The 25,565-nt window shown below is 67.8% G+C and carries 23 protein-coding genes; 8 read left to right on the top strand and 15 right to left on the bottom strand.

Annotated elements, in window-relative coordinates:
- Window positions 1-122: 122 nt before the first annotated feature.
- The 7 genes from WFQ67_RS07695 to WFQ67_RS07665 all read right to left on the bottom strand — a co-directional run bounded on the left by WFQ67_RS07695 (window position 123) and on the right by WFQ67_RS07665 (window position 8,932).
- On the bottom strand, window positions 123-2,510 hold the full coding sequence (locus WFQ67_RS07695) for a TonB-dependent receptor (RefSeq protein ID WP_337056531.1): 2,388 nt from the start codon (window positions 2,508-2,510) through the stop codon (window positions 123-125).
- A 65-nt stretch (window positions 2,511-2,575) separates the two neighbouring features.
- Complete coding sequence (locus WFQ67_RS07690) at window positions 2,576-3,523, bottom strand: FecR domain-containing protein (protein WP_337056530.1); 948 nt, start codon at window positions 3,521-3,523, stop codon at window positions 2,576-2,578.
- On the bottom strand, window positions 3,520-4,035 hold the full coding sequence (locus tag WFQ67_RS07685) for a sigma-70 family RNA polymerase sigma factor (protein ID WP_213628442.1): 516 nt from the start codon (window positions 4,033-4,035) through the stop codon (window positions 3,520-3,522). Before WFQ67_RS07685 ends, WFQ67_RS07690 begins: the two co-directional genes overlap by 4 nt.
- Before the next feature lie 89 nt (window positions 4,036-4,124).
- Entirely contained in the window at window positions 4,125-5,099 is a 975-nt protein-coding gene (gene yjiA / locus WFQ67_RS07680) for a GTPase (protein WP_337056529.1), read from the bottom strand.
- A gap of 164 nt (window positions 5,100-5,263) precedes the next feature.
- Window positions 5,264-5,467, bottom strand: coding sequence for a YbdD/YjiX family protein (locus tag WFQ67_RS07675; RefSeq protein WP_021218787.1), 204 nt, complete (start codon window positions 5,465-5,467; stop codon window positions 5,264-5,266).
- A 13-nt stretch (window positions 5,468-5,480) separates the two neighbouring features.
- Window positions 5,481-7,547, bottom strand: coding sequence for a carbon starvation CstA family protein (locus WFQ67_RS07670; RefSeq protein WP_173173448.1), 2,067 nt, complete (start codon window positions 7,545-7,547; stop codon window positions 5,481-5,483).
- 878 nt (window positions 7,548-8,425) lie between these two features.
- Complete coding sequence (locus WFQ67_RS07665) at window positions 8,426-8,932, bottom strand: DUF3015 domain-containing protein (protein WP_213628440.1); 507 nt, start codon at window positions 8,930-8,932, stop codon at window positions 8,426-8,428.
- Window positions 8,933-9,151: 219 nt separating this feature from the next.
- Here WFQ67_RS07665 and WFQ67_RS07660 point away from each other — a divergent pair, with 219 nt between their 5' ends.
- Genes WFQ67_RS07660 through WFQ67_RS07650 form a run of 3 tightly spaced genes read left to right on the top strand, consistent with a single transcriptional unit; the run spans window position 9,152 to window position 12,940 of the window.
- Window positions 9,152-10,360, top strand: coding sequence for a DUF3142 domain-containing protein (locus tag WFQ67_RS07660; protein WP_337056528.1), 1,209 nt, complete (start codon window positions 9,152-9,154; stop codon window positions 10,358-10,360).
- Window positions 10,347-12,518, top strand: coding sequence for a hypothetical protein (locus WFQ67_RS07655; RefSeq protein ID WP_337056527.1), 2,172 nt, complete (start codon window positions 10,347-10,349; stop codon window positions 12,516-12,518). The genes WFQ67_RS07660 and WFQ67_RS07655 overlap by 14 nt, the downstream gene beginning before the upstream one ends.
- Before the next feature lie 53 nt (window positions 12,519-12,571).
- The gene (locus WFQ67_RS07650) at window positions 12,572-12,940 is read left to right on the top strand and encodes a PilZ domain-containing protein (RefSeq protein ID WP_173173454.1); all 369 of its coding nucleotides are present in this window, start codon (window positions 12,572-12,574) and stop codon (window positions 12,938-12,940) included.
- A gap of 3 nt (window positions 12,941-12,943) precedes the next feature.
- Here WFQ67_RS07650 and radA read toward each other — a convergent pair whose 3' ends face one another.
- The 3 genes from radA to WFQ67_RS07635 form a co-directional block, all read right to left on the bottom strand.
- The gene (gene radA, locus WFQ67_RS07645; protein ID WP_021218793.1) at window positions 12,944-14,305 is read right to left on the bottom strand and encodes a DNA repair protein RadA; all 1,362 of its coding nucleotides are present in this window, start codon (window positions 14,303-14,305) and stop codon (window positions 12,944-12,946) included.
- 43 nt (window positions 14,306-14,348) lie between these two features.
- Window positions 14,349-14,630, bottom strand: a complete 282-nt coding sequence (locus WFQ67_RS07640) for a DUF465 domain-containing protein (RefSeq protein WP_111259694.1) — start codon at window positions 14,628-14,630, stop codon at window positions 14,349-14,351.
- 103 nt (window positions 14,631-14,733) lie between these two features.
- Complete coding sequence (locus WFQ67_RS07635; RefSeq protein WP_111259693.1) at window positions 14,734-14,973, bottom strand: YdcH family protein; 240 nt, start codon at window positions 14,971-14,973, stop codon at window positions 14,734-14,736.
- A gap of 155 nt (window positions 14,974-15,128) precedes the next feature.
- Between WFQ67_RS07635 and WFQ67_RS07630 the strand changes: the two genes are divergently transcribed.
- A complete protein-coding gene (locus WFQ67_RS07630; protein ID WP_173173458.1) occupies window positions 15,129-15,416 on the top strand; it encodes a DUF1272 domain-containing protein in 288 nt (95 codons plus the stop codon).
- Window positions 15,417-15,479: 63 nt separating this feature from the next.
- On the top strand, window positions 15,480-15,902 hold the full coding sequence (gene mscL, locus WFQ67_RS07625; RefSeq protein ID WP_173173459.1) for a large-conductance mechanosensitive channel protein MscL: 423 nt from the start codon (window positions 15,480-15,482) through the stop codon (window positions 15,900-15,902).
- 54 nt (window positions 15,903-15,956) lie between these two features.
- Here the strand turns inward: mscL and WFQ67_RS07620 are convergent, their stop codons facing one another.
- The 3 genes from WFQ67_RS07620 to WFQ67_RS07610 all read right to left on the bottom strand — a co-directional run bounded on the left by WFQ67_RS07620 (window position 15,957) and on the right by WFQ67_RS07610 (window position 19,955).
- Window positions 15,957-17,519 carry a TerC family protein gene (locus WFQ67_RS07620; RefSeq protein ID WP_213628436.1) on the bottom strand — a complete coding sequence of 521 codons (1,563 nt, stop codon included), beginning with the start codon at window positions 17,517-17,519 and terminating at the stop codon, window positions 15,957-15,959.
- Between the two features lie 286 nt (window positions 17,520-17,805).
- On the bottom strand, window positions 17,806-18,288 hold the full coding sequence (locus WFQ67_RS07615) for a DUF934 domain-containing protein (protein WP_213628435.1): 483 nt from the start codon (window positions 18,286-18,288) through the stop codon (window positions 17,806-17,808).
- Window positions 18,285-19,955, bottom strand: coding sequence for a nitrite/sulfite reductase (locus WFQ67_RS07610; RefSeq protein WP_337056526.1), 1,671 nt, complete (start codon window positions 19,953-19,955; stop codon window positions 18,285-18,287). Before WFQ67_RS07610 ends, WFQ67_RS07615 begins: the two co-directional genes overlap by 4 nt.
- 288 nt (window positions 19,956-20,243) lie before the next feature.
- On the opposite strand from WFQ67_RS07610, the gene ccoN reads away from it, so the two are divergent.
- Window positions 20,244-21,668, top strand: coding sequence for a cytochrome-c oxidase, cbb3-type subunit I (gene ccoN, locus WFQ67_RS07605; protein ID WP_213628433.1), 1,425 nt, complete (start codon window positions 20,244-20,246; stop codon window positions 21,666-21,668).
- A 10-nt stretch (window positions 21,669-21,678) separates the two neighbouring features.
- Window positions 21,679-21,924 (top strand): cbb3-type cytochrome c oxidase subunit 3, encoded by a 246-nt coding sequence (locus tag WFQ67_RS07600; protein ID WP_173173469.1) that lies wholly within the window; start codon window positions 21,679-21,681, stop codon window positions 21,922-21,924.
- Between the two features lie 165 nt (window positions 21,925-22,089).
- On the opposite strand, the gene WFQ67_RS07595 is transcribed toward WFQ67_RS07600, so the two are convergent.
- Both WFQ67_RS07595 and WFQ67_RS07590 read right to left on the bottom strand, forming a co-directional pair.
- Window positions 22,090-22,866 carry a ferredoxin--NADP reductase gene (locus WFQ67_RS07595; protein WP_337056525.1) on the bottom strand — a complete coding sequence of 259 codons (777 nt, stop codon included), beginning with the start codon at window positions 22,864-22,866 and terminating at the stop codon, window positions 22,090-22,092.
- Between the two features lie 84 nt (window positions 22,867-22,950).
- Window positions 22,951-23,943: a TRAP transporter substrate-binding protein gene (locus WFQ67_RS07590; RefSeq protein WP_173173473.1), complete on the bottom strand. Its 993-nt coding sequence runs from the start codon at window positions 23,941-23,943 to the stop codon at window positions 22,951-22,953.
- 327 nt (window positions 23,944-24,270) lie between these two features.
- On the opposite strand from WFQ67_RS07590, the gene WFQ67_RS07585 reads away from it, so the two are divergent.
- Window positions 24,271-25,395, top strand: a complete 1,125-nt coding sequence (locus WFQ67_RS07585; RefSeq protein WP_337056524.1) for a class I SAM-dependent methyltransferase — start codon at window positions 24,271-24,273, stop codon at window positions 25,393-25,395.
- The last annotated feature ends 170 nt before the right edge of the window (window positions 25,396-25,565 follow it).

The following is a 25,565-nucleotide window of genomic DNA, read 5'->3' as shown; positions in this document are numbered from 1 at the left end:
CGGGGCGTAGGGTGGATGGCGCTTTTTCCATCCACCACCGGTGTTGCCGGCAGCTCCGATGATGGGCTGAAGCCCACCCTACACTCCATCCCGTAGCCCGGGTTTCAGCCCGGGAACGCCCCTCAGAATCCGAACGTCGCCGACACCAGCCAGGTGCGCGGGGTGGAGAGGGTGAGGCCGGTGGCGGTGCCGTCGGGGACGTTGGCGGAGGCCCAGTAGGCCTTGTCCATGACGTTCTCCACGCTGGCGCGCAGGGTGACGTCCGTCTCGCCGACGCTGAAGGCGTAGCGCGCGCCCAGGTCGTAGCGCTGCCAGGCATCGGCCTTCTGGGTATTGGCCTGGTCGAGGTACTGGGCGCCGGTGTGGATGGCCCGTGCGGTCAGGGTCAGCCCCTGGACCTGGGGCAGGTCCCACTCGACCCCGAGGTTAGCGTTGAGGATCGGCGCCCCGACCGCGCGGTTGCCGTCGTTGCTGCCATTGGCGGTGCGGGTCAGCTCGGCATCCAGCAGCATGGCGCCACCGAGGAGGCGCACGCCCTCCAGCGGCTCGCCGAACAGGTTCAGTTCCACACCCTGGTTGCGCTGCTCGCCGTCGGGGCGCAGGTAGCCGTTCTCGGTGTAGTAGGCCGGTTTCTCGATGCGGAAGACGCTGAGGGTGCTGGTCAGGCTGCCCATGTCGTACTTGATGCCGGCCTCCACCTGCTTGCTGCGGTAGGGCGCGAACACCTGGCCGGCGTTGTTGGCCGTCTCCGGCGCGGTCTGGCCCTGGGTCAGCCCTTCCATGTAGTTGGCGTAGAGCGACAGCGCCTCGGTGGTACGCCAGACCACGCCCAGGGCCGGCGAGGTGGCGCGCTCGTCATAGCGCTGGTCGGGTTCGCCCGGTTCGGAGCTGTCCACTTCCACCCGTTGCAGGCGCGCCCCGAGGGTCAGCAGCACGCTGTCACCGGCGAAGCTCAGGGTGTCGGCCAGCGCCAGGCTGGAGAGCACGCTCTCGGTGTGGGTCGGGTTGTCGGCGGCCGTGGGCGTGATCGGCACTGGCAGGGTCGTCGGGTCGAACAGGTTGCTCACGCCATTGGCGTAGCGCGCACCGCTGTTGTCGAAGGTCATGTCGAAGCGGTTGAGACTGAGGTTGAGGGTGTGCCCCACCGAGCCCGTGGAAAACCAGTTGCGCAGGCCGACCGTGGCGGTGCGTACCTCCTCCTCGCGCTGGAAGGCGCGCGGGCTGATCACGAAGCGCCCGGCGTCGTTGGTCAGTTGCACCGCGTGGCGGAGGAAGTCGTAGTCGCCCCGGCGCGCGCCGGCGGCGGCATAGACCATCAGCGACTCGCTCAGATCGTACTCGCCGCGCAGGGCGCCGAAGGTGTCCTTGGCACGGGAGTAGGTCCAGGGCTGGGCGAAGTTGTGGTGGATGTCCTCGGCGTCCGGCACCTTGACCCCGGCGTTGAGGCCGACGCGCTCCATCGGCCCGTCGACGTCGCGTTCCTGGCGGCCCAGGTCGAGGGACAGGCGCACGCGCTCGGTACGCAGGTCCAGCCCGAGCACGGCGGAATCACGCTCCAGGCTCTGGTGGTCCCACTCGGTGTCGCCGGACTGCTTGACGCCGTTGAAGCGCAGGCCGAAGCGCTGGTCGTCGCCGAAGCGCCGGCCGATGTCCACATGCCCACCCAGTTGGCCGGAGGAGGCGTGCATGGCGGTGAACTCGGTGGTCGGCTCGTCGCCCGCGCGCTTGGGCTCGATGTTGACGCTGCCGCCAACGCTGCCATTGGGCGCCAGGCCGCCGAGCAAGGCTCCGGGGCCCTTGAGGATGTCGACCCGCTCGGCCATTTCCATGTCGATGGAATAGGTCGGCAACACGCCGTAGAGGCCACCGTAGGCGACATCGCTGTTGTAGAGGCTGTAGCCACGGATGGAGAACTGCTCGAAGCGCCCCGCCGACGGGTTGGTGGTGCGCACCGAGGGGTCGCTGGCGACCACGTCGGCCAGGGTACGGGCCTGCTGGTTCTTCACCGCCTCGCTGGTGTAGGAGGTGAGGTTGAAGGGCGTCTCCATGAAGTCGCGCTCACCCAGCATGCCCAGCCCGCCCCGCCGGGATACCTGGCCGCCGGCATAGTGATCGGCGCTGGCGCCGCTGCCCTGCCCGGTGATGGCGATCGGTTGCAACTGCTGCACGCGGCTCCCCTCCTCGGGCACCAGCAGCAGGGTGTAACTGCCCTCGCCAGCCGGTTGCAACATCAGGCCGGAGCCCTGGAGCAGGCGGGCGAAGCCCTCTTCCACGCCGAAGTCGCCTTTCAACCCGGCGCTGCTGCGCCCTGAGACCAGCACCGGATCGACGGACAGGCTGACGCCGGCCTCGCCGGCGAAACGGGTCAGCGCCGCGCCGAGGCTGCCGGCGGGGATCTCGTAGCTGCGGCGCGGGCCGTCATCGGCCCAGCCGGGCGCGGCAAGGCCGGCGCAGCCCAGGGCCAGGAGCAGGGGCATCGCGAAAGGACGGAAGGAGGGGGACGAGGACATCGGAGGCTCTCTTTTTTCGTTCTGTTGCCTGTGATGACAGGCGAGCCGGAAAAAAGGGACAGCCTTCAGCCAACGGAGGGCCGCGGCACCAGCGACACCCAGTAGCGGGTGCGGTAGTGCACCTCGATGGGCAGGCTGGCGGCCAGCAACGCCAGGGCCCTGTCGGTGTCTTCGAGGCGGAAGGTGCCGGTCACGGCGAGCCTCTCCAGCGCCGGGTCCCAGCGCAGCACGCCGGGGCGGTAGCGATCCAGCTCGCGCAGCACGGCGCCCAGGGCGCGGTTCTCGACGATCAGCACCCCCTGCTGCCAGTCGGGCTGGCGCGTATCGAACGCCTCCGCCCGGCCCACGCCCGATGCGCTCATGCCGGCGCGCTGGCCCGCCTGCAGGGTGACCGGGCCGCCTTGGGCGGGCTCCAGCCGCACCGTGCCACGCGCCACCGAGACCAGGCAGCCGTGGTCGAACTGGCGCACGCAGAAGCGCGCCCCGGAGGCCAGCAGGCGCCCGTCACGGGTCCGCACCCGCAGGTCGCCCGCGCCGTCCACGGCGATCTCGCCTTCGACCAGGGCGAGCCGGCGACGGCCCTCCTCGAAGTCGAGGTTCACCGCACTGGCGGTATTGAGCTGCAGCCGCGTGCCGTCGGGCAGCTCCAGCGAACGACGCTCGCCGGTGGCGGTGCGCAGGTCGGCGCTCCAGTTGGCGATGGGCATCTGCCGCCAGGCGAGCCAGCCGGCAGGAGCCAGGGCACCGAGGGCGAGCAGGCGCTTGAGGCTCTTGCGCCGCGCGAGGTCCGGCCGGTCGAGGCTGGCCAGGGCCAGGGCGCCGGGAAGCTGGGCGAAGCGCTGGCGCAACGCCTGGGCCTTCTGCCAGGCCTGCTCGTGGTCACTGCTGCGGGCCCGCCAGCGTTGCAGCTCGGCATGGTCGGCCTCGCGGGCGCCGCCGGATTCCAGCAGGGTCAGCCAGTGCGCCGCTTCCCGCGCGACCTGGCGCGCCAGGGACGATGGCTGGCCACTCACAGGTCCACCAGCAGGCAGTGTTCGTAGGCCTTGGCCATGTAGCGCTTCACCGTGCGTTCGGACACCTCCAGGCGCCGGGCGATGCTGGCGTAGTCGAGACCTTCGAGCTGCGCCCAGAGGAAGGCCCGGCGCACCGCCAGCGGCAGGCCGTCGAGCAGCTCGTCCAGCGCCTGCAGGGTCTCCAGTAGCAGCCAGCGCTGCTCAGGCGAGGGCACCTGCTCCTGCGGCAGGCTGGCGAGGGCGTCCAGGTAGGCGCGCTCCAGGCTGCGCCGCTGGTGGTGGTTGATGAGCAGGCGCTTGCCGACGGTGAGCAGGTAGGCGCGGGGCTCCTGCAGGCGCGGCAGCGGCTTGTCCTGGTGGGCGGCGAGGACGCGGACGAAGGTGTCCTGGGTCAGGTCGGCGGCATCCCAGGCGTTGCCCAGGCGGCGCCGCAACCAGCTTTCCAGCCAGCTGCGGTGTTCGCGATAGAGGGTGTTGAGGGTGGGTTCGGGTGCCGCGGCTGCATCGTTCATGGGTGGCACGCCGGAAGGTAAATGGAATCAAATGCGAGTGATTCTATTTACTTTCCATTGACATTCCAACTGCCGGGCGCACCGCTCCCTCAGGCCTGCACCTCGGCGAAGCCGGCCCGGATGCGCGCTTCCGGCAGGTTGTCGCCGATGAACACGATCACGCTCTCGCGGGCCTCGCCCTCCGCCCACTCCTTGTCCCAGTCGAAGCCGTAAAGGCGCAGCACGCCCTGGAACACCATGCGCCGGTCCTCACCGGCGATGTCGAGCACGCCCTTGTAGCGCAGCAGGGCGTTGCCGTGCTCCTCCAGCATGCCCTCCATGAAACTGCTGAGCTTGTCGAGGTCCAGCGCCTGCTCGCTCTTCAGCACCAGGGTGGCGATGCGGTCGGTGGAGCCGGCCGGGGTCAGCGGGCGCAGGCCCAGGGCCGGGCCGATGTCGGCGTTGAGGTTGAAGCCGCGCACATCGAGCAGCTCGGCCAGGTCGATGCGGCCGTGGTCGACGACACGAATCGGCGCGCGGCGGTTGATCCGCGACAGCCGCTGGCTGAGGGCCTCGAAGTGGGCGTCGTCCACCAGGTCGCGCTTGCTCACCAGGATGCGATCGGCGAACCCGACCTGGGCCTGGGCGATGGTCTCGGCCAGGTGGCGCTCGGCGTTGGCAGCGTCCACCAGGGTGATGATGCCGTCCAGCACGTAGCGCTCGCAGAGTTCCTCGTCAGCGAAGAAGGTCTGCGCCACTGGCGCCGGGTCGGCCAGGCCGGTGCACTCGATCACCAGGCGGTCGAAGGCCAGCTCGCCGGCGTCCAGGCGTTCCAGCAACAGGAACAGGGCCTTTTCCAGCTCGACGTGGATGGAGCAGCAGACGCAGCCGTTGGCCAGGGTCATCACCTGCACCGGCTCGTCGCCCAGCAGTTGGCCGTCGATGGGCGTCTCGCTGAATTCGTTCTCGATCACCGCGATCTTCAGGCCGTGCTCGGCCTTGAGGATGTGCTTGAGCAGGGTCGTCTTGCCGGCGCCGAGAAAGCCGCTGAGCACGGTGACGGGGATGGGGAGGTGTGCGGACATCAGGGCATTCCTCGATGTGGCGGAGACCCATCCGGGAAATGGGTCATGGGGATTTCAGCGGTTCGCTGAACAGAAAGAGCAGCGCCACGACGAGTCGTGGCGCGTGGATAAATCTCAACCTGTCTCGCCAGGCGCCGCGAGCGCAGCAGCCTGGCGAAGCAAGTCTAACAGCAGCGGATGGGGCGTCCTTTGCCGCCCCCGTAACGTGCTTCCTGGCGCTCGCGGAAGAACTCCTCGTAGCTCATCACCGGTTTGTCCGGGTGCTTGCCGCGCATGTGCTCGACGTAGTTGTCGTAGTCGGGCATGCCGACCAGCATGCGCGCGGCCTGCCCCAGGTACTTACCCATGCGGCTCAGGTCATTGAACATGCGCGTTCACTCCTCAGGCGTCCGGAATCGGCTGGAAGGGCGATTCCTTGTCGGTGCGCTCCGGCTTGGCCCAGGCCGCGCGTCCCACCTTGATGGCGTAGAACAGGATGCTGAGCACCACGAAGAGGAAGAGCACGGTCAGGGTCGAGTTGGTGTAGGCGTTGAAGATCACGTGCTGCATCTGCGCCATGTCCTTGGCCGGGGCCAGGATCTGGCCGGCGTCCGCGGCATCGCTGTACTTCTTGGCCAGGGCGAGGAAGCCCACCGCCGGGTTCGGGTCGAGCAGCTTGATCAGGCCCGCGGTGGTGGTGCAGATCAGCAGCCAGGTGGCCGGGATCAGCGTCACCCACACGTAGCGCTGGCGCTTCATCTTGATCAGCACCACGCAGCCGAGCATCAGGGCGATGCCGGCGAGCATCTGGTTGGAGATGCCGAACAGCGGCCACAGGGTGTTGATGCCGCCCAGCGGGTCGATCACGCCCTGGTACAGCAGCCAGCCCCACATGGCCACGCAACCGGCGGTGGCGATGACGTTGGCGGTCCAGGACTCGGTGCGTTTCAGCGCCGGCACGAAGTTGCCCAGCAGGTCCTGCAGCATGAAGCGCCCGGCGCGGGTGCCGGCGTCCACCGCAGTGAGGATGAACAGGGCCTCGAAGAGGATCGCGAAGTGGTACCAGAACGCCATGGTGTTCTCGCCCGGCAGCACCTGGTGGAGGATCTGCGCGATGCCCACGGCGAGGGTCGGCGCACCACCGGCACGGGCCAGGATGGTGTGCTCGCCGATGTCACGGGCGGTGGCTTCCAGCACTTCCGGGGTGATGGTGAAGCCCCAGTTGCTGACGGCGGCCGCCACGGCGGTGACGTCGGTGCCGACCACGGCCGGCGGGCTGTTCATGGCGAAGTACACGCCCGGCTCGATCACCGAGGCGGCGACCATGGCCATGATGGCGACGAAGGATTCCATCAGCATGCCGCCGTAGCCGATGTAGCGGGCGTGGGACTCGTTGGCCAGCAGCTTGGGCGTGGTGCCGGAGCTGATCAGCGCATGGAAGCCGGACACCGCGCCACAGGCGATGGTGATGAACAGGAAGGGGAACAGGCCGCCCTTCCACACCGGGCCGGTGCCGTCGACGAACTGGGTCAGCGCCGGCATCTTCAGCTCCGGCATGGTCACCAGGATGCCGATGGCCAGGGCGATGATGGTGCCGATCTTGAGGAAGGTCGACAGGTAGTCGCGCGGCGCCAGCACCAGCCACACGGGCAGTACGGCGGCGACGAAACCGTAACCGATCAGCATCCAGGTGATCTGCACGCCGGTGAAGGTGAAGGCCGGGCCCCAGACCGGGTCGGCGGCCACCTGGCCACCGAGCCAGATCGACAGCAGCAACAGCACCACGCCCACCAGCGAAATCTCGCCGATACGGCCCGGGCGGATGTAGCGCATGTAGATGCCCATGAACATCGCGATGGGGATGGTCGCCATCACCGTGAACATGCCCCAGGGACTCTCGGCCAGGGCCTTGACCACGATCAGCGAAAGCACCGCGAGGATGATGATCATGATCAGGAAGGCGCCGAACAGCGCGATGGTGCCGGGTATCTGGCCCATCTCCTCGCGCACCAGCTCGCCCAGGGAGCGGCCGTTGCGACGGGTGGAGATGAACAGGACCATGAAGTCCTGCACCGCACCGGCGAGCACCACGCCGGCGATCAGCCAGAGCGTGCCGGGCAGGTAGCCCATCTGCGCCGCGAGCACCGGGCCCACCAGCGGGCCGGCGCCGGCGATGGCGGCGAAGTGGTGGCCGAAGAGGATGTGCTTGTTGGTCGGGACGTAGTCCAGGCCGTCGTTGTTGAGCAGCGCGGGAGTCGCGCGGGTCGGGTCCAGCTGCATCACCTTGGTGGCGATGAACAGGCTGTAGTAGCGGTAGGCGACGAGGTAGAGGGCAACGGCCGCGACCACGATCCACAAGGCGTTGATCGCCTCACCGCGGCGTAGCGCGACTACACCCAAGGCACATGCGCCGACCACCGCCAGCACTGCCCAGGGCAGGTGGCGCGTGACGCTATTGTTATTGTTCATAGGGAACTCCGAATGGATAGACAGACAAGCTGCCGCACAAGCTTAGCCGCTCCCCGGCGAAACTGAAGTCAGACCTTGGTCTAGAGCCTTCGGCCGCTGTCACCAGAGCAGTCGGAAAGCGCCGCATGCAAGCCGAAGGATGCGTCTTTCCATGATGGGGTTCGCGGTGCTCTCCCCTCTGCGCCAGTGTTCGGCGGAGGTCCGATCGCGAATGAATTCGCTCCCACAAGGGCGGCGGTGCTGCGCACCGCTTGGCGAATGGATTGGCTCTGTCTGCGTTAAGTGTTGCTAGAGGATTTGGAACCCGGTTGATTGCCGAGTCTTGCTGATGGTTTCTGTTTCGCCTTGCCGGGCGAGTTTCTTTTGGCAGTCGTCGGGGTGCCGAACCACCCAAAAGAAACCAAAAGGGCTTGCCCCTCCATACGGGTCTGGCTGAAGCCAGACTTCCCTCGCTCCATCATCATTTCAGGGGCCCGCCGCGAAGGGCCATCCCTGGCCCATCGCGGCTCTCGCGACATCCATGTCGCTCAACCCCTGAAACGACGATTGCGCTCGGCCTCCTGAAAGGGGCGTTTGGCCGCTGCTCCAACGTCGAGGCTCACGACTTCATATTGATGTGCGCATCACCACCGGGCGAACGCAGCGGCTGGCGGCTTTCGTAGGATGGTGTAGAGCGAAGCGAAACCCATGCGGTGGGCGTATCAGGAATCCAGAATTGTCCTGAAAACACCGTTCTTGAGCCTTTTCGTTGAATCCACAACAGCTAACGCAGACAGAGCCAATGGATTCGCCCCTACAAAAAGCGTGGCCGATGTCCGTCTCGATCGACGGGCATGAAAAAGCCGGGCATCGCCCGGCTTCCTCGTTACCGCTGCCGATCAGGCCGGCTGCTTGGCGTAGCGCGCCAGTTGCTGGTCACGGCTCATCACTTCCAGGGTGTTGGCCAGTACCTGCTCACCGGTCACGTCCGGGGCGGAGAAGATGGAGGAGAAGTTCTCCTGGGCGACCTTGGCGAAGTGCGCGCGGTCGGATTGCTCGACCCCCAGCAGGGTGGCGTAGGCGTCCAGCGCCTCGCCCTGGCCCTGGGCCATGTCCTCGGCGATGTTGTCGAGCATGCCGTTCATGGCCAGCATCGAGCGGCCGCCGTAGCCGATCTTGGCGTTCACGTCGCAGCCGTTGGTGCCGGAGGTCATGCCGAAGGTGGCGTTACCCGAGGTGCCGTTGGTGGTGGTTGCCAGGAAGTGCGGGGCGAAGCCTCGCTGGCCGTCGAAGAGCATGTTGCCCCAGCCGCATCCGTTGCCACCGGCAGCGTCGGCATGTGCCGCCACGCTCCCCACGCTCAGAAGTCCCACAATCAAGCCTTTGACCAGCAGTCGGTTGTCCATTAGCTGCACTCCAGAAATCAACAAAGGGGTTAAATCGCCTAAGCAGCTTTGGCGACACTTGGCGAACTGTCAAACCGCACCGGACCGACGCGCTCCCCGAGGGTGACGCCACTTGCAGGGATGTGAACGGGTTGACGTGCGCCCCTTGCCGGCCATCGGGATTGGGAGTCTAATCCGCCGCGCACGGGCCGCGGCGCCCAGTCCTTCCCGATGACGACCATGTACGGCTCCTCCCGCCGCAGGATCGCGGCCCTCTCATGCCTACTCGCGCTGGCTGCCGGTTGCCGTGAAGAGGTGTCTCCGCCTCTCGACCAGCAGCTCTATATCTGGCAACGCCAATGGTTGCCCGCCCACGCCGATGCCCTGGCCCGCAGCCGCAGCGACTTCTCCACCCTGCGCGTGCTCGCCCTGCAGGCACACCCCGGCGCCGGCTGGTCCCGCGTGAAGGTGGACAGCGCCCTGCTGCGCCGCGATGGCCGCCCGTTGGTGGCGGTGGTACGCCTCGACGGCCAGCTGCCGCAGCTGGACGCGCAACGGGCACGCGAGGAGATCACCGCGCTGCTCGCCGAGTGGAAGGCCGCCGGCCTGGCCCCGCAAGCGCTGGAGATCGACCACGACTGCGCCAGCGCGCGCCTGCCCGGCTACATCCGTTTCCTCGCTGAGCTGCGCCAGGCCCTGCCGGCCGGCATGCACCTGGGCATCACCGCCCTGCCCGCCTGGCTTTCCAGCCCCGACCTCGACGCGCTGCTGGCCCAGGTGGACGGCAGCGTGCTGCAGGTCCATGGCGTCAGCGCGCCCGAGCAGGGGTTGTTCGACGCCGACAAGGCCCTGGACTGGGCCCGCCGCTGGAACGAACGCAGCGACCGCCCCTTCCTCCTCGCCCTGCCTGCCTACGGTGCGGGCCTGATAGCCAGCACCGGTGGCGCCCAGGTGGAAAGCGAGGCGCCCCTGGGACTGGCCGGCGAGCGCCGCGAACTCAGCGCCGACCCGCGCCAGGTCGCCGGGCTGCTGGACACGCTGCGCCGGGATCGCCCCGAACACCTGGCCGGGCTCATCTGGTTCCGCCTGCCGCTGGCCGGCGACAGGCGCGCCTGGCCCTACGCCACCTTGCGCGCGGTCGCCCTGGGCGAGCCCCTGGCCGTCGAACTCCGGGTCACCGTCGGGCAGCCGGACAACCCGGGCCCCCTGCACGAATTCAGCCTCACCAACACGGGCAACATCCCCGCGCCACTGCCGGGTCGGGTGGAGATCACCGCCCGCGACTGCCAGGCCTTCGACGCCCTGCCCGGCTATCGCATGCAACGCAGCGACACGGGCCTGGTGCTGGAACGCCAGGCCAGCACCGACCTCGCCGCCGGCCAACGCCGCGCGCTGGGCTGGGCGCGCTGCTCCGAACTCGATCAAGGAGGAATCCATGTACGCCCCTGAACGGCGGCCCGCCCGCCTGGCCCTGGCCATCGCCCTCGCCCTGCCGCTCGGCAGCGCCCTGGCCTGCGGCCCCGACTTCTCGATGCGCCTGCTGGACGACCGGGCCAACAGCCTGGCCGAGCTGCCCGAGGGCAACTTCGCCTTCGAGATCACCCGCCTGGCCCCGCCCATTCCCGGACTCAAGCCGGTCACCGAGGCCAGCCTGGTGCCACGCTGGGAAGAGGACAACAGCAGCTACCTGCAGCAGCGCGACGAGCGCGAGCAGAGCGAACTGGGCGAGGCGACCTGGAAGCGCGTTCAGGCCCTGCGCGCCCTCGACGATGCCCAGCAGGCCGAGGCCCAGGGCATGGACCTGCCCGCCGAGATCCGTCTCTATACCGCCGGCGCCGTGGCCTTCGGCAGCGACGCCCCGCTGGCCGTCGACTACTTCCGCCGCGTCCTCGCACTGCCGGAAGCCGAGCGCCGTACCCGCAGCACCTGGGCCGCCTACTCCATGGGCCGCACCCTGGCCGCCAGCAGCCGCGCCCTGCCCGCCAGCGACGAGGTGCTCAGCGACGAGGAAGCCACCCAGCGCCTGCACGCCAACGCCGAAGCCGCCAAGGAAGCCTTCCGCCTCACCCGCAAGCTGGCCGTCGAGGGCTTCGACGACCCGCTGGAACTGGCCGCCGCCAGCCTGGGCGAGGAAGCCCTGCTGGCCAGGGAGGCCGGCGACTGGGGCGAGGCGATCCGCCTCTACGCCAGCCAGGCCGCCCTGCACTCCAGCACCGGCTACAGCTCCCTGCGCCAGTTGAGCGGGGAGCTTTCGCGCATGCCCGATGAGCAACTGGTGCCGCTGCTGGCGGTGCCCGAGGTCCAGCAACTGCTGACGGTGCGCCTGGTCACCCGGATCGGCTGGTTCTATGACGAGCAGCCCAGCGGCGAGCAGCACCTGGCCGAACTGCTGATGGCCCTCGACGCCGCCGAGCTGCCCAACGCAGACCGCCTCGCCGCACTCTCCTATCGCTTCGGCCGCTACGACAACGCCGAGCGCTTCCTGGCGAAGGCCGGCGACAGCGGCCTCGCCTGGTGGCTGAGGGCCAAGCTGGCCATGCGCGCCGGCGACACCCCCCGCGCCACCGAAGCCTACGCCCGCGCCGCCAGGGCCTTTCCCGGGGACGAGCAATGGGGTGCCCGGCGCACCGAGAACTGGGAGTGGGAAACCGTCAAGCCGCGCTGCCGGGTGGAGGGCGAGAGCGCCATCCTCGCGCTGCAGCGCGGCGACTACCTGGAGGCTTTCGACAACCTCTACCGCAGCGGCGATATCTACTGGATGGACGCCGCCGCCGTGGCCGAGCGCGTGCTCACCCTCGACGAACTCAAGGACTACGTGGACGCCAAGGTGGACGCGCCGCCGGCACAGACCCAGGAAGACCGCGACGCCTATCGCCCACGCCCGGTGGCCGCCTCCCTGCGCGAGCTGCTGGGCCGTCGCCTGCTGCGCGAAGGTCGCTACGAAGAAGCCCTGGCCTACTTCGAGAGCGACGAACTGCGCGCCGCTGCCCATGAATACGGCCAGGCCCGCGAGCAGGCGCAGAGCCGCTGGACAGGCATCGGCCGCGCCGAGGCCTACTACGCCGCCGCGCGCCTGGCCCGCTGGAAGGGCATGGAGCTGCTGGGCTACGAGGTGTCACCGGACTTCCATGCGCTGGGCGGCTACTTCGCCCTCACCCAGGTCGGCCCGCTGAAGGCGGAGGGCCTGTTGTCCGAGGGAGAGGTGCAACGACAGAACGCCCATATGGCGCAACCCAACGCGCGCTATCACTACCGCTGGGTCGCCGCCGACCTCACCGAACGCGCCGCCGACGACCTGCCCCACACCAGCCAGGCCTTCGCCGCCGTGCTGTGCAAGGGCAGCGGCTGGATCCAGTACAGCGACCTGGGCCGCGCCCAGGCCATCTACCGGCGCTATGTCGAGCACGGCCCCTTCGTGGAATGGGCGGGCAACTTCGGCATGAACTGCGAGGAACCGGACTTCCAGAGCGCCCACGGCCGCCTGTGGGAAGAACGTGAACAGGCCGTGCGCGACGGGTTCTACTCCATCAGGTACGGCCTCGTCGCCGGCGCCGCGCTGTTGCTGGGTGCCGCCGGAGCCTGGTTGTGGCGCCGCCGTTCCCGATGAGCGGCAGCCCCGAGCCTTGTCTATAGTTGTGTGAATTGAGCAGGAGCCACGCCATGAGTGACACAGACAACGAGCGCCGACGCTTCCACCGCATCGCGTTCGATGCCGCCACAGAGATCGCCCAGGACGAGCGTCGCTGGAACGTCGAGCTGCAGGACATTTCCCTGAAGGGCCTGCTGGTGGAACGCCCGAGCAACTGGAACGGCGATCCGGACCAGCCGTTCCTCGCCACCGTCCGCCTCAGCGGCGACACCCAGGTGCGCATGGAAGTCGTGCTGACCCGCGTCCAGAAGGACCAACTGGGCTTCGTCTGCCAGCACATCGACCTGGATTCCATCGCCCACCTGCGCCGCCTGGTGGAACTCAACCTGGGCGACGAAGGCCTGCTGGAGCGCGACCTCGCCGCCCTGGTGGAGAAGTAGCCGCTACTCGAACAACGCGTCCAGCGCCTGCTCCAGGCGTGTCACCGCGATCACCCGCAACCCGGGCGGCGCCTCTTTCGGGGCGTTGCCCTTGGGCACGATGGCCCGCTTGAAGCCGTGCTTGCCCGCTTCCTTCAAACGCTCCTGGCCGCTGGGCACGGGACGCACCTCACCCGACAGCCCCACTTCGCCGAACACCAGCAGGTCATGCTCCAGCGGGCGGTTGCGCAGGCTCGACATGATCGCCGCGATCAGCGCCAGGTCGGAGGCCGTCTCCAGCACCTTGACCCCGCCCACCACGTTGAGGAACACGTCCTGGTCGTGGGTGGGAATGCCGCCATGGCGGTGCAGCACCGCCAGCAGCATCGCCAGGCGGTTCTGGTCCAGGCCCAGGGTCACGCGGCGCGGGTTGGCCAGGTGGCTGGTGTCCACCAGGGCCTGCACCTCCACCAGCATCGGCCGCGAGCCTTCCCAGGTGGCCATGACCACGCTGCCGGGCACCGCTTCCTGGGCGCGGGTGAGGAAGATCGCCGAGGGGTTGGAAACCTCCTTGAGGCCCTTGTCGGTCATGCCGAACACGCCCAGTTCGTTGACCGCGCCGAAGCGGTTCTTCACCGCCCGCAGCAGGCGCAGGCGGCCGTCGGACTCACCCTCGAAATACAGCACCGTGTCGACCATGTGCTCCAGCACGCGCGGCCCCGCCAGGGCGCCCTCCTTGGTCACGTGGCCGACCAGGAAGATCGCCGTGCCGCTCTGCTTGGCGTAGCGCACCAGCAACGCCGCGCTCTCGCGCACCTGGGCCACGCCGCCGGGGGCGGACTGCAGCTGCTCGGTGAAGATGGTCTGGATGGAGTCGATCACCATCACCTTGGGCTTCTCGACCCGAGCGGTGGCGATGATGCTTTCGATGCAGGTCTCGGTCATCACCTTGAGCTTGTCCTCGGGCAACCCGAGGCGGCGGGCGCGCATGGCGACCTGCTGCTGGGACTCCTCACCGGTGACGTAGAGCGCGGGGAAGCGCGAGGCGATGTTGCACAGGGTCTGCAGGAGGATGGTGGACTTGCCGATGCCCGGGTCGCCGCCGATCAGCACCACCGAGCCGTCGACCAGGCCGCCGCCGAGCACGCGATCCAGCTCGGCGGAGGCGGTGGAGAAGCGCGGCATCTCCTCGACGCTGACCTCGGCCAGGGTCTTGATCTGCGCCTGCCCGCCGGCCCAGCCGGCGCGCCCGCTGGGCGGTGCGGCGCCGTCGATCACGGTTTCCACCAGGGTGTTCCAGGCCCCGCAGTCACCGCATTGGCCGGCCCATTTGGGGAAGGTCGAGCCGCACTCGGTGCAGCCGTACATGCGCTTGGCCTTGGCCATCAGCGGACTCCGTCAGAAAAAACGAAGCCCGCATGATAGCGGATCAACCCCCGCAGGCGCGCCCGCAGCCGCAGCAGCCTTCCTTGCGTTCCGGCGCCTTGAGCGCCTGCAGGTTCTGCAGCAGGCCGTCGCGGCGCATGCGCAGGGCCTGGAGGCTGGAGCCGTCCAGCGGCTCGCTGCCCTGCTCGATGCGGCCGATGCGCTTCTCCAAAAGCTCGTACTGCTCGCGCAGGCGGGCGATGCGCTCCTCGGCGCGGCGCGCCTCGTACAGGGCCTTGCGGTCACGCTCGGGGGCGGTGCTGGGAAGGGTGTCGTAGACGGTCATGGCGACGGCTCCGGAAGGGGAAATGGGCGCCAGACTACCCAGCGCCGGCTTCCCCCGCGTTGACGCCGATCAAGCCGCCTCGCCGGCTACCGGGAACGAATCCCTAGTGGTTCTTGAGCAACTGGGCGATCTCGTCCTTCAGCGCCACCCGCTGCATCTTCAGGCTGTGCAGGGCGAGGTCGTCGAGGGCGTGCTTGCCGTCCTCCACTTCATAGATGCGTGCATCGAGGCGCTGGTACTCCTGCGCCAGGCGGGAAAAATGCACGTTGTGTTGCAGCATCTCCTGCATCGTGTCGCGATATTCGGGGAACTCGCGATTGAGGGGGTGATGTTCGAGCGGCATGGTCGGGCTCCTCTCTCCGTAAACTTCCTTGAGGCTAGACCAAGCGGGGCCGTTGTTGGTGCCGGGTGGCCCGATGGCGTGTTCAGTGAACACTCGTGGCTGTGCGCCGACCACGGGAAGTTCTAGGATTGTGCGCCTGACCGAGGAGAACCCCGATGCTGGAGCTGCGCCCTAGCTGCGAAGCCTGTTCCCGTCCCCTGCCCCCTTCGAGCACCGATGCACGCATCTGCTCGTTCGAGTGCACCTTCTGCGCTGCCTGCGCACAGCGCCTGGAGAACGTCTGCCCCAACTGCGGCGGCGGCTTCTACCCGCGCCCGGTGCGCCCGAAGGTCCTGCTGGCCCGCTACCCGGCCACCGGCGTGAAGGTGGAAAAACCCGTCGACACGAGCGTCCACGGTGACTTCTGCCGCCTCTACCGCCATGTGGAACCGCAACATCGCTGAGATGGCGCGGTCAGAACACTCGGTTACACTTTCAGCCCATAACCAGAACCCGGGGAGCGGTACATGAGCCTACTGAACGAATTCAAAGCCTTCGCAGTGAAGGGCAATGTGGTCGACATGGCGGTGGGCATCATCGTCGGCGCGGCCTTCGGCAAGATCGTCTCGTCCTTCGTCGGTGACGTGATCATGCCGCCGATCGGCCTGCTGATCGGCGGGGTCGACTTCACAGACCTGGCCATCACCCTCAAGGCCGCCCAGGGCGACGTGCCGGCAGTGGTGCTGAGCTACGGCAAGTTCATCCAGACGGTGCTGGACTTCATCATCGTCGCCTTCGCCATCTTCATGGGCGTGAAGGCCATCAACAAACTCAAGCGCGAAGAGGCCGTGGCCCCTTCCGTCCCGCCGGCACCGACGCCGGAGGAAGTGCTGCTGACCGAGATCCGCGACCTGCTCAAGTCGCAGCAGCAGGACAAGCAGCAGCCCTGAACGGACTGCTGCCATGAAGAACGGCGCCCTGAGGCGCCGTTTTCTTTTTCAGGCTCAGCCCGTCTCCTCGACCGGCCTCAGCAGCAGGCGGTTGACCCGGCGCTCGCGCACCTCGGTCACCCGCAGCTCCCAGCCTTCGACCTCGAGGCGGTCGCCGACCATCGGCAGGCGGTCCAGCAGGCTCATGGCCAGGCCCGCCAGGGTCTGGTAGTCGTCCGTGGGGCGGGCGCGGAAGCCCAGGCGCTCGCGCAGCACCGCCAGGTTCACCGCACCGCTGACCTTGTAGCCCTCGCCACTGGGCTCGATGTCCAGGCCCTCGCTCTCGCTGGCGTCGGGCAACTGGCCGGCGATGGACTCCAGGATATCGGTCATGGTCACCAGGCCTTCGAAGCCGCCGAACTCGTTGACCACGAAGGCGATGTGGGTCGAGGCCTCGCGCATCTGCTCCAGGGCGCCCAGCACCGAGACGCTTTCCGGCAGGTTGACCGGCGAGCGCAGCAGCGATTCCAGGTCCGGCTCCTCGCCGCGCAGCAGCTCCTTGAACAACTCCTTCTTGTGCAGGTAGCCCAGGGGCTCGTCCACCGCGCCGCCACGGATCACCACCAGGCGCGAATGCGGCGCCTGCAGCAGGGCCTGGTGGACCTGCTCGCGGGAGTCGTCCAGGTCGATGCGGTTGACCCGCGCGCGGTCGGTCATCACGGTGCGGATCGAACGCTCGGCCAGGTGCAGCACGCCACTGATCATCACCCGCTCGCGGCGGTCGAACACCGCGGTATCGCCTTCGCCGTCCTTGAGCATGTCGGCGATGTCGTCGCCCACCTCGCCAGCGTCAACCCCACGCCCGCCGAGCAGGCGCAGCACCGCGTGGGCGGTGCGCTCACGCAGGCCACGGCTGCCCTGCAGCTGGCGCTTGCGGCGCCAGCGCACCGTCTGGTTGGCCAGCTCGATGAGGATCGAGAAGCCGATGGCCGCGTACAGGTAGCCCTTGGGAATGTGGAAGCCCAGGCCTTCGGCGGTGAGGCTGAAGCCGATCATCATCAAGAATCCCAGGCACAGCATGATCACCGTGGGGTGGGCGTTGACGAAGGCGGTCAGCGGCTTGCTGGCGACGATCATCAGGCCGATGGAGATCACCACGGCGATCATCATCACCTCAAGGTGCTCGACCATGCCGACGGCGGTGATCACCGCGTCGAGGGAGAACACCGCGTCCAGCACCACGATCTGCGCGACCACCGGCCAGAACATCGCATAGGTGCGGCTGCCGCCCTGGTGGTGGACCCGCCCCTCGATGCGCTCGTGCAGCTCCATGGTGGCCTTGAACAACAGGAACACGCCGCCGAAGAGCATGATCAGGTCTCGCCCGGAGAAGGCCTGGCCGAACACCTCGAACAGCGGCTCGGTCAGGGTCACCAGCCAGGAGATGCTGGCCAGCAGGCCCAGGCGCATGATCAGCGCCAGCGACAGGCCGATCAGGCGTGCGCGGTCACGCTGCTCGGGGGGCAGCTTGTCGGCGAGGATGGCGATGAACACCAGGTTGTCGATGCCGAGGACGATCTCCAGCACGATCAGCGTCAGCAGTCCCAGCCAGGCGGTGGGGTCGGCTATCCATTCCATGTTCAGGCACTCCCGGGCGAAAGACGGGCAGGCGCGAAGGCTGCATCGGCGCCACGGGAGCGCTGCAGGCGGATCGGCATGCGGGAAGATCGCGCGGCGGGGTGCCACGCTCGGATCGGGCGCTCGGCGGCGCCGGGGAAGGAAGGGGCCACGCCCACGCTGCTGGGGGGTGGTTTGCTACTGTCGCTGTCCATTGGGTTCCGGATCGAAAAAACGGACGTGCATCCTAGGACATGAATGCACGCCGTTTAACTAGGGATTTTTTACCAATCGTGTACGAAGTCGCTTAGCGCCGGCGGAACAAGGGCCTCGGCTCGATCACCGAACGCCCGTAGAGCACGCTGACCCCGGCCAGCCCCTTGAGCGCATCGACGACGGACTTGTCCGCGCGCACGGCGAAGGCATCGAAGCCGCACTGGCGCATGTGCGAGAGCTGGTCGCGCAGCACATCGCCCACCGCGCGCAGCTCGCCGTGCCAGCCGAGCCGGCTGCGCAGCAGGTAGGCCTGGCTATAGCCACGGCCGTCGCGGAAGCTGGGGAAATCCACGGCGACGAGCGGCACCTCGGCCCCCAGCAATGGCCCCAGCGTCTCCACCTCGTCATCCGGTTGCAGCAGCAGGCCGTCGCGGCCATCTCGCTCGCGCCACAGGGCCAGCGGCAGGATCAACGGGCCGTCCGGCAGGCCTTCGCCCACCTCGCGCACCAGGGTCCAGGGGTCGTCCGGCACCAGGTGCGGTTCTCCATCCAGCAGGCGGATGAGGTTGTTCATGCCGGCACCTCCGCGCGCGCGTAGACCCGTTCCTTGAACGGCTCCAGGCCAATGCGCCCGACCGTATCGACGAAGCGCTCCTCCAGCTCGCGATAGTCGAGGTAGGTGGCGACGATGCGCTCGATCACCTCCGGCACCTCGGCGGCGCTGAAGGACGGGCCAATCACCTTGCCCAGCGCCGCCGCCATGCCCTGGGCGCCGCCGAGGGTGATCTGGTACCACTCGCTGCCACCCTTGTCGACGCCGAGGATGCCGATGTTGCCGATGTGGTGATGGCCGCAGGCGTTCATGCAGCCGGAGATGTTCAGGCTCAGCTCGCCCAGGTCGTGGAGGTAGTCAAGGTCCTCGAAACGCTGCTGGATGGCCTGGGCGATGGGGATCGACTTGGCGTTGGCCAGTGCGCAGTAGTCGCCACCGGGGCAGGCGATGATATCGGTCAGCAGGCCGATGTTCGGCGTGGCCAGGCCGGTGTCGCGGGCGGCGTTCCAGAGCGCGTACAGGTCACGCTTGCGCACGTCGGGCAGCACCAGATTCTGTTCGTGGGCGATGCGGATCTCGCCGAAGCCGAAGCGCTCGGCCCAGTCGGCCACCGCCTCCATCTGCGCGGCGGTGACGTCGCCCAGCGGCGCGTCGACCCCGGGCTTGGTGGACAGCACCACGGCGACGTACCCCGGCACCTTGTGCGGCTGCAGGTTGCGCGAGCACCAGCGGGCGAACTCGGCATCGGCGGCCAGCTGGCTGCCGAAGGCCAGGTCGAGGTCGTCGAGCGTCTCGTAGCTCGGCGCGTCGAAGGCGGCGGCCACGCGCTGGTACTCCGCCAGGGTCAACTGGGCCGGGCCGTCGCGCAGGTGTTCCCACTCGGCCTCCACCTCGCGGGCGAAGGCCTCGATGCCCAGCGCCTTGACCAGGATCTTGATCCGCGCCTTGTACTTGTTGTCGCGCCGGCCGTGGCGGTTGTACACCCGCAGGATGGCCTCGACGTACGACAGCAGGTGCTGCCACGGCAGGCCCTCGCGGATCTGCAGGCCAAGGATGGGCGTGCGCCCGAGGCCACCGCCCACCAGTACCCGCAGGCACATCTCGCCCGCCTCGTCGCGGTACAGGTAGAGGCCGATGTCATGCATCTGGATGGCCGCGCGGTCCTCGCCGGACGCGGAGATGGCGATCTTGAACTTGCGCGGCAGGAACAGGAATTCGGGGTTGATGGTGGACCACTGGCGCAGGATCTCGGCCAGCGGGCGCGGGTCCAGCAGCTCGTCGGCGGCCACCCCGGCGAAGGCCTCGGTGGTGATGTTGCGCACGCAGTTGCCGGAGGTCTGGATGGCGTGCATCTCCACCTCGGCCAGGCGTTCGAGGATGTCCGGCACCTCGGCCAGTTCGATCCAGTTGAACTGGATGTTCTGCCGCGTGGTGAAGTGGCCGTAGCAACGGTCGTGGTCGCGGGCGATGCCGGCCAGGGTGCGCAGCTGCCGCGACGACAGGGTGCCGTAGGGGATGGCCACGCGCAGCATGTAGGCGTGCTTCTGCATGTACAACCCGTTCTGCAGGCGCAGCGGGAGGAACTCCTCCTCGCTCAGCTCGTCGCTGATGCGCCGCGCCACCTGGTCGCGGAACTGCGCCACGCGCTCGCGTACCAGCGCGTGGTCATAGTCGTCGTATCGATACATGCAAGGCTCCTCGGTCTGGCGCCGCCCCTGCACCGGGAGCGGAACAACGAGGTGCCACTATGGGCGGCCATGCCCCTCATAAACAGCCGCAGATGTGAACTCGAAAAGCGGATCAGATTGCGCGCCCGCCCGACTTCGCCGCTGTTTCACTGGCATGCCCGCGCTTGGGATCTGATCTCTAAAAACCTCAATGATCTGAGCCTGTTTTGTTCGGACCCGGCTTCCTAGAGTGGCGGCCTGGCCAGCCCCGGCGCTGGCGCCTTCTTCCGCAATCGAAAAGGTTCCGCCATGAACACCGCACTACAGGAGCCCACCTACAACTACCGGGTGGTTCGTCAGTTCGCGATCATGACCCTGGTCTGGGGCGTGGTCGGCATGGGGCTGGGCGTGTTCATCGCCGCCCAGCTGGTCTGGCCGCAGCTCAACCTCGACCTGCCCTGGACCAGCTTCGGCCGCCTGCGCCCCCTGCACACCAACCTGGTGATCTTCGCCTTCGGCGGCAGCGCGCTTTTCGCCACCAGCTACTACACGGTGCAGCGCACCTGCCAGGCGCGACTGTTCGGCGACGGCCTGGCCGCCTTCACCTTCTGGGGCTGGCAGGTCCTCGTGGTGATGCTGCTGGTCACCCTGCCCCAGGGCCTGACCACCACCAAGGAATACGCCGAGGTGGAGTTCACCGGCGCCGTGTGGATGGGCATCGTCTGGGTCGCCTACGCGGTGGTGTTCTTCGGCACCGTGATGAAGCGCCGCACCCGGCACATCTACGTCGGCAACTGGTTCTTCGGCTCCTTCATCCTGGTCACGGCCATGCTCCACGTGGTCAACCACATGGCCATCCCGGTCAGCTGGTTCAAGTCCTATCCGCTCTACAGCGGCGCCACCGATGCCATGGTGCAGTGGTGGTACGGGCACAACGCCGTGGGCTTCTTCCTCACCACCGGCTTCCTCGGGATGATGTACTACTTCATCCCCAAGCAGGCCGGGCGCCCGGTCTACTCCTACCGCCTGTCCATCGTCCACTTCTGGGCGCTGATCACCCTGTACATCTGGGCCGGCCCGCACCACCTGCACTACACCGCTCTGCCGGACTGGGCGCAGAGCCTGGGCATGGCGATGTCGATCATCCTCCTGGCGCCCAGCTGGGGCGGCATGATCAACGGCATGATGACCCTCTCCGGCGCCTGGCATAAGTTGCGCGACGACCCGATCCTGCGCTTCCTCATCGTATCGCTGGCCTTCTACGGCATGTCCACCTTCGAAGGCCCGATGATGGCGATCAAGACGGTCAACGCCCTCTCCCACTACACCGACTGGACCATCGGCCACGTGCACGCCGGCGCCCTCGGCTGGGTGGCGATGATCACCTTCGGCTCGCTCTACCACCTGATCCCGAAGATCTTCGGCCGCGAGCGGATGTACAGCACCCGGCTGATCAACGCGCACTTCTGGCTGGCCACCATCGGCACCGTGCTCTACATCGCCTCGATGTGGGTCAACGGCATCACCCAGGGCCTGATGTGGCGCGCGGTCAACGACGACGGCACCCTCACCTACTCCTTCGTCGAGGCCCTCGAAGCCAGCCACCCGGGATTCCTGGTGCGCTTCATCGGCGGCGCCTTCTTCCTCACCGGCATGCTGCTGATGGCCTGGAACAGCTGGGTCACCATCCGCGCGCCGCGCAGCGAAACCGCCGCCATCGCGGCCCGCACCTGAGGAGGCGGCCATGGACCTGGATGGCTTCTACGGGCTGCTGTCCCTCGGCGCCCTGGTGTTCTTCTACGTCGCCACCCAGCTCAGCCTGGGCGGCAAGGACCAGCGGCAGATCGACGAAGCCACCATGCTCCCCTTCGCCGACGACGAACCCGTGGCCCGGCGCATGGAGCGCGCCACCGGGCGCAGCAGCACCGGTTGCAGCTGCCCCGGGCGCTGCGACGGCGCTTGTGCGAGTCGTGGGGATGTGGAGATGTGAGGGGTCCGCGGGCCGTGCGAAACCCTGTGTCGTAGGATGGGTAGAGCCGTGCGAAACCCATGCTGGCAGGCCGGCACCGAACCCATGCCCTACCTCGCATCGATGGGTTTCGCTTCGCTCTACCCATCCTACGAAAGATACAAAGGCTCGCTGGGCCAGCGTCTTCTACCAGTAATTCTCCACCGCCACCTGCCCGGGCCGGCGGGTCAGGGCCAGGTTCATGTCGCGGGCCTTGAGCACGGCACGGGTGTCTTCGATCATCTGCGGGTTGCCGCAGAGCATCACCCGCGAGTGCTCGGGGGCCAGCGCCAGGCCCGCGGCGCGTTCCAGCTCGCCGTTCTCGATCAGCGTGGTGATGCGCCCGTTCAGCGCACCCGGCACCTGCTCGCGGGTCACCACCGGGATGTAGGTCAGCTTGTCGGCGACGCCTTCCAGATGCTCCAGGCCCTTCAGGCCCGCGATCAACGGCTGGTAGGCCAGCTCGCGCTCATGCCGCGCGCTGTACACCAGCACGATGCGCTCGAAGCGTTGCCACACCTCCAGGTCCTGGAGGATGGACAGGAAAGGCGCGATACCGGTGCCGGTGGCCAGCAGCCAGAGGTCGCGGCCGTCATTGAAGCGATCGAGGGTGAGGAAACCGAAGGCCTGCTTGTCGACCAGCAGCGTGTCACCCACGGCGAGGCGGCTCAGCTCGCTGGTGAATTCGCCGCCGGGCACCACGATGGAGAAGAACTCCAGGTACTCGTCATGGGGAGCCGACACCATGGAGTAGGCGCGCCACACGGTGCTGCCATCGGCCCTGGTCACGCCCAGGCGGGCGAACTGGCCGGCGCGGAAGCGGAAACCGGGGTCACGGGTGGTGCGCAGGGTGAACAGGCTCGGCGTCAGGGTCTGGACGTCGAGCAGGGTCTGGCGGGTGAACTTCTCTTCGCTGGCGCTCATTGCGGGCTCCTGTCGCTGGAACCCCGCCAGTGTCCCGCAAAGCGCGCGCGGGAAACACCCGCGCGCGTTGTGGCTATAGACCGGTCAGTGCTTGCGGTTGACGGTCTGGGCCGCGCGCAGCACGTCGGCACCGATCTCCGCCTCGTAGGTCTTCCACAGCGGCAACAGGGCCTGGCGCCAGGCGTCACGCTCCTCGGGGGTGAGGGTGATCACCTTGGTCTTGCCGGCGGCGATGACGCGCTCGCGGTCCTTCTGGTTCATCGCCTCGGCTTCCTTGTTCACCGCGAAGGTGACCTCTTCGATGATCGCCTCCAGCTCGGTGCGGGTCTGGTACGGGATGCTGATCCAGAATTTCTGGTTGGTGATCAGCATGTAGTTCAGCGAACCGTGGTTGGTCTCGATGACGTAGGGCTGGACGGTGTCGATCTTCTGGCTGGCGATGTTCGACCAGGGGCCTTCGGTGCCCTGGATGGTGCCGGCCTGCAGCGCCTTGAAGGCGTCGGCGAAGGGCATCTTCACGGTCTTGGCGCCGAGCAGGCCGAACTGCGCGTCGAGCACGGAGGACGGCTGGATACGGAAGGCCAGGCCCTTGGCGTCCTCGGGCTTGCGCAACTCGCGGCTGGAGGTCAGCTCCTTCATGCCGTTGTTCCAGTAGCCCAGGCCATAGATGCCCTGCTTGGACATCGAGCGCAGCAGCTCGCGGCTCTTGTCGCGCTTCTGGAAGCGCTTCACGGCTTCGAGGTCATCGAACAGGAACGGCAGGTCGAATACCTGCAACTGCTTGGTGTACGCCTCGAACTTGGACAGCGAGGGCGCCAGCATCTGCACCTGGCCGCTCTGCAGCGCCTGGATCTCGTCGGCGTCGCCGAAGAGGCTGGAGTTCGGGTAGACCTCGACCTTCACCTTGCCCGGCAGGCGTTCTTCCACCAGCTTCTTGAACAGCAGCGCGCCCTTGCCCTTGGGCGTGTCCTCGGCCACGACGTGGGAGAACTTGATGAGGATCGGCTCCTCGGCCAGCGCGGAGCTGGAAAGGACCATGAGCGAAGCGAACAGCGCCCCGAACAGAGACTTGTACATGTATGCACCTGTGCAAATGGCAACGGCGAAGCCCGCGCCATGCGCGTCGGCTCCGTCTGGAATAAGGTTTTTTTCGGTGGAACGCCCGCTCCCAACCAGCGGGTACGCACCGTTTTTTACGGCGTACCAGGTCGTTCAGGGCAGAGAAATGCCAGATGCCTGGTTATTATTGGAGCTGTTCCGGCGCAGAGAATCGCCATGGGATGGCGGGCCGAAATCAGAGGCGCGGATTCTTAGGCAAAACTGATCAATAAACAAGCACCGCTAATCCCAACCAGCTCTCACTTCCAGCACAATCTCCGCCCTCAGCCCTTTCCAGAGTTCCCGATGCCCCAACTGCTCACCCCTTTCGGCCAGCTCGACCTGGTCCGCGTTCCCGACCAGCCGAACGACCCGCTGCAGGCCTTCGACGCCGCCGACGAGTACCTGCTCGGCCACCTGCACGAACAGGCGCCCGACGCCGCCACCCGGGTGCTGGTGCTCAACGACAGCTTCGGCGCCCTGGCCGCCAGCCTGGCGCCGCACGTGCAGGTCACCAGCAGCGGCGACTCGCACCTGGGCTTCCTCGGCCTGCAACGCAACCTCGCGCGCAACGGCCTGGCCGCCGACGCGGTGCGCTTCGTGCCGGCCAGCGAACCGATGGACGGCACCTTCGACCGCGTGCTGGTCCGCGTGCCCAAGACCCTGGCGCTGATGGAAGAGCAACTGATCCGCCTGCAGGGCCGCCTGGCGCCTGGCGCCACGGTGGTGGCCGCCGGCATGGTCAAGCACCTGCCCCACGCCGCCGGCGACCTGCTGGAGAAGTACATCGGCCCGATGCAGGCCTCGCTGGCGGTGAAGAAGGCCCGCCTGCTGGTGGCCACGGTGGCGGACCGACCGGCCGCCCGCTCGCCCTACCCGACCCGCTACCAGCTCGACGAACCGCGCCTCGAGCTGCTCAACCACGCCAACGTGTTCTGCCGCGAAGGCCTGGACATCGGCACCCGCGCCTTCCTCCCGCACCTGCCCAGGCGCCTGGACGCCACCCGCGTGGCCGACCTCGGCTGCGGCAATGGCGTGCTCGGCATCGCCTACGCCCTGGCCAACCCGGAAGCGCAGCTGACACTGGTGGATGAGTCGTACATGGCCGTGCAATCGGCTGTGGATAACTGGCGCGCGGCCCTGGGCGAGCGCCCGGTGGAAATCCGCCCCGGCGACGGCCTCGCCGAGCAGCCGGCCGGCTCGCTGGACCTGGTGCTGTGCAACCCGCCCTTCCACCAGCAGCAGGTGGTGGGCGACTTCCTCGCCTGGCGCATGTTCGTGCAGGCGCGCGATGCGCTGGTCACCGGCGGGGAGCTGTGGATAGTCGGCAACCGCCACCTGGGCTACCACGCCAAGCTCAAGCGCCTGTACCGCGGCGTCGAACAGATCGCCGCCACGCCCAAGTTCGTGATCCTCAAGGCCAGCAAATAGGGGCGCGATCAATCGGGCGCACGCCGCAGGGATTCGCCGGCCCACCCTCGGAGCCAGCCGGGCATCGCCGGTGGATGTAAAAAGCGACATCCACCCTGCCGCCCCAGCGCTCCCTGATACCGAGGGAACTCGCTCAGTCGCGTAGGGTGGACCCCGCTTCACCAGTCCAC

Source organism: Pseudomonas sp. USHLN015 (assembly GCF_037153275.1).
GTDB classification, from domain to species: domain Bacteria; phylum Pseudomonadota; class Gammaproteobacteria; order Pseudomonadales; family Pseudomonadaceae; genus Metapseudomonas; species Metapseudomonas tohonis.
This window is presented reverse-complemented; position numbering and strand designations above follow the sequence as displayed.

What these genes read in the sequence shown, in the direction of transcription:
- WFQ67_RS07695 (WP_337056531.1), bottom strand. Translation starts at nt 2,510, where the DNA reads ATGTCCTCGTCCCCCTCCTTCCGTCCTTTCGCGATGCCCCTGCTCCTG.
- WFQ67_RS07685 (WP_213628442.1), bottom strand. Translation starts at nt 4,035, where the DNA reads ATGAACGATGCAGCCGCGGCACCCGAACCCACCCTCAACACCCTCTAT.
- yjiA (WP_337056529.1), bottom strand. Translation starts at nt 5,099, where the DNA reads ATGTCCGCACACCTCCCCATCCCCGTCACCGTGCTCAGCGGCTTTCTC.
- WFQ67_RS07675 (WP_021218787.1), bottom strand. Translation starts at nt 5,467, where the DNA reads ATGTTCAATGACCTGAGCCGCATGGGTAAGTACCTGGGGCAGGCCGCG.
- WFQ67_RS07670 (WP_173173448.1), bottom strand. Translation starts at nt 7,547, where the DNA reads ATGAACAATAACAATAGCGTCACGCGCCACCTGCCCTGGGCAGTGCTG.
- WFQ67_RS07665 (WP_213628440.1), bottom strand. Translation starts at nt 8,932, where the DNA reads ATGGACAACCGACTGCTGGTCAAAGGCTTGATTGTGGGACTTCTGAGC.
- WFQ67_RS07660 (WP_337056528.1), top strand. Translation starts at nt 9,152, where the DNA reads ATGTACGGCTCCTCCCGCCGCAGGATCGCGGCCCTCTCATGCCTACTC.
- WFQ67_RS07655 (WP_337056527.1), top strand. Translation starts at nt 10,347, where the DNA reads ATGTACGCCCCTGAACGGCGGCCCGCCCGCCTGGCCCTGGCCATCGCC.
- WFQ67_RS07650 (WP_173173454.1), top strand. Translation starts at nt 12,572, where the DNA reads ATGAGTGACACAGACAACGAGCGCCGACGCTTCCACCGCATCGCGTTC.
- radA (WP_021218793.1), bottom strand. Translation starts at nt 14,305, where the DNA reads ATGGCCAAGGCCAAGCGCATGTACGGCTGCACCGAGTGCGGCTCGACC.
- WFQ67_RS07640 (WP_111259694.1), bottom strand. Translation starts at nt 14,630, where the DNA reads ATGACCGTCTACGACACCCTTCCCAGCACCGCCCCCGAGCGTGACCGC.
- WFQ67_RS07635 (WP_111259693.1), bottom strand. Translation starts at nt 14,973, where the DNA reads ATGCCGCTCGAACATCACCCCCTCAATCGCGAGTTCCCCGAATATCGC.
- WFQ67_RS07630 (WP_173173458.1), top strand. Translation starts at nt 15,129, where the DNA reads ATGCTGGAGCTGCGCCCTAGCTGCGAAGCCTGTTCCCGTCCCCTGCCC.
- mscL (WP_173173459.1), top strand. Translation starts at nt 15,480, where the DNA reads ATGAGCCTACTGAACGAATTCAAAGCCTTCGCAGTGAAGGGCAATGTG.
- WFQ67_RS07620 (WP_213628436.1), bottom strand. Translation starts at nt 17,519, where the DNA reads ATGGAATGGATAGCCGACCCCACCGCCTGGCTGGGACTGCTGACGCTG.
- WFQ67_RS07615 (WP_213628435.1), bottom strand. Translation starts at nt 18,288, where the DNA reads ATGAACAACCTCATCCGCCTGCTGGATGGAGAACCGCACCTGGTGCCG.
- WFQ67_RS07610 (WP_337056526.1), bottom strand. Translation starts at nt 19,955, where the DNA reads ATGTATCGATACGACGACTATGACCACGCGCTGGTACGCGAGCGCGTG.
- ccoN (WP_213628433.1), top strand. Translation starts at nt 20,244, where the DNA reads ATGAACACCGCACTACAGGAGCCCACCTACAACTACCGGGTGGTTCGT.
- WFQ67_RS07600 (WP_173173469.1), top strand. Translation starts at nt 21,679, where the DNA reads ATGGACCTGGATGGCTTCTACGGGCTGCTGTCCCTCGGCGCCCTGGTG.
- WFQ67_RS07595 (WP_337056525.1), bottom strand. Translation starts at nt 22,866, where the DNA reads ATGAGCGCCAGCGAAGAGAAGTTCACCCGCCAGACCCTGCTCGACGTC.
- WFQ67_RS07590 (WP_173173473.1), bottom strand. Translation starts at nt 23,943, where the DNA reads ATGTACAAGTCTCTGTTCGGGGCGCTGTTCGCTTCGCTCATGGTCCTT.
- WFQ67_RS07585 (WP_337056524.1), top strand. Translation starts at nt 24,271, where the DNA reads ATGCCCCAACTGCTCACCCCTTTCGGCCAGCTCGACCTGGTCCGCGTT.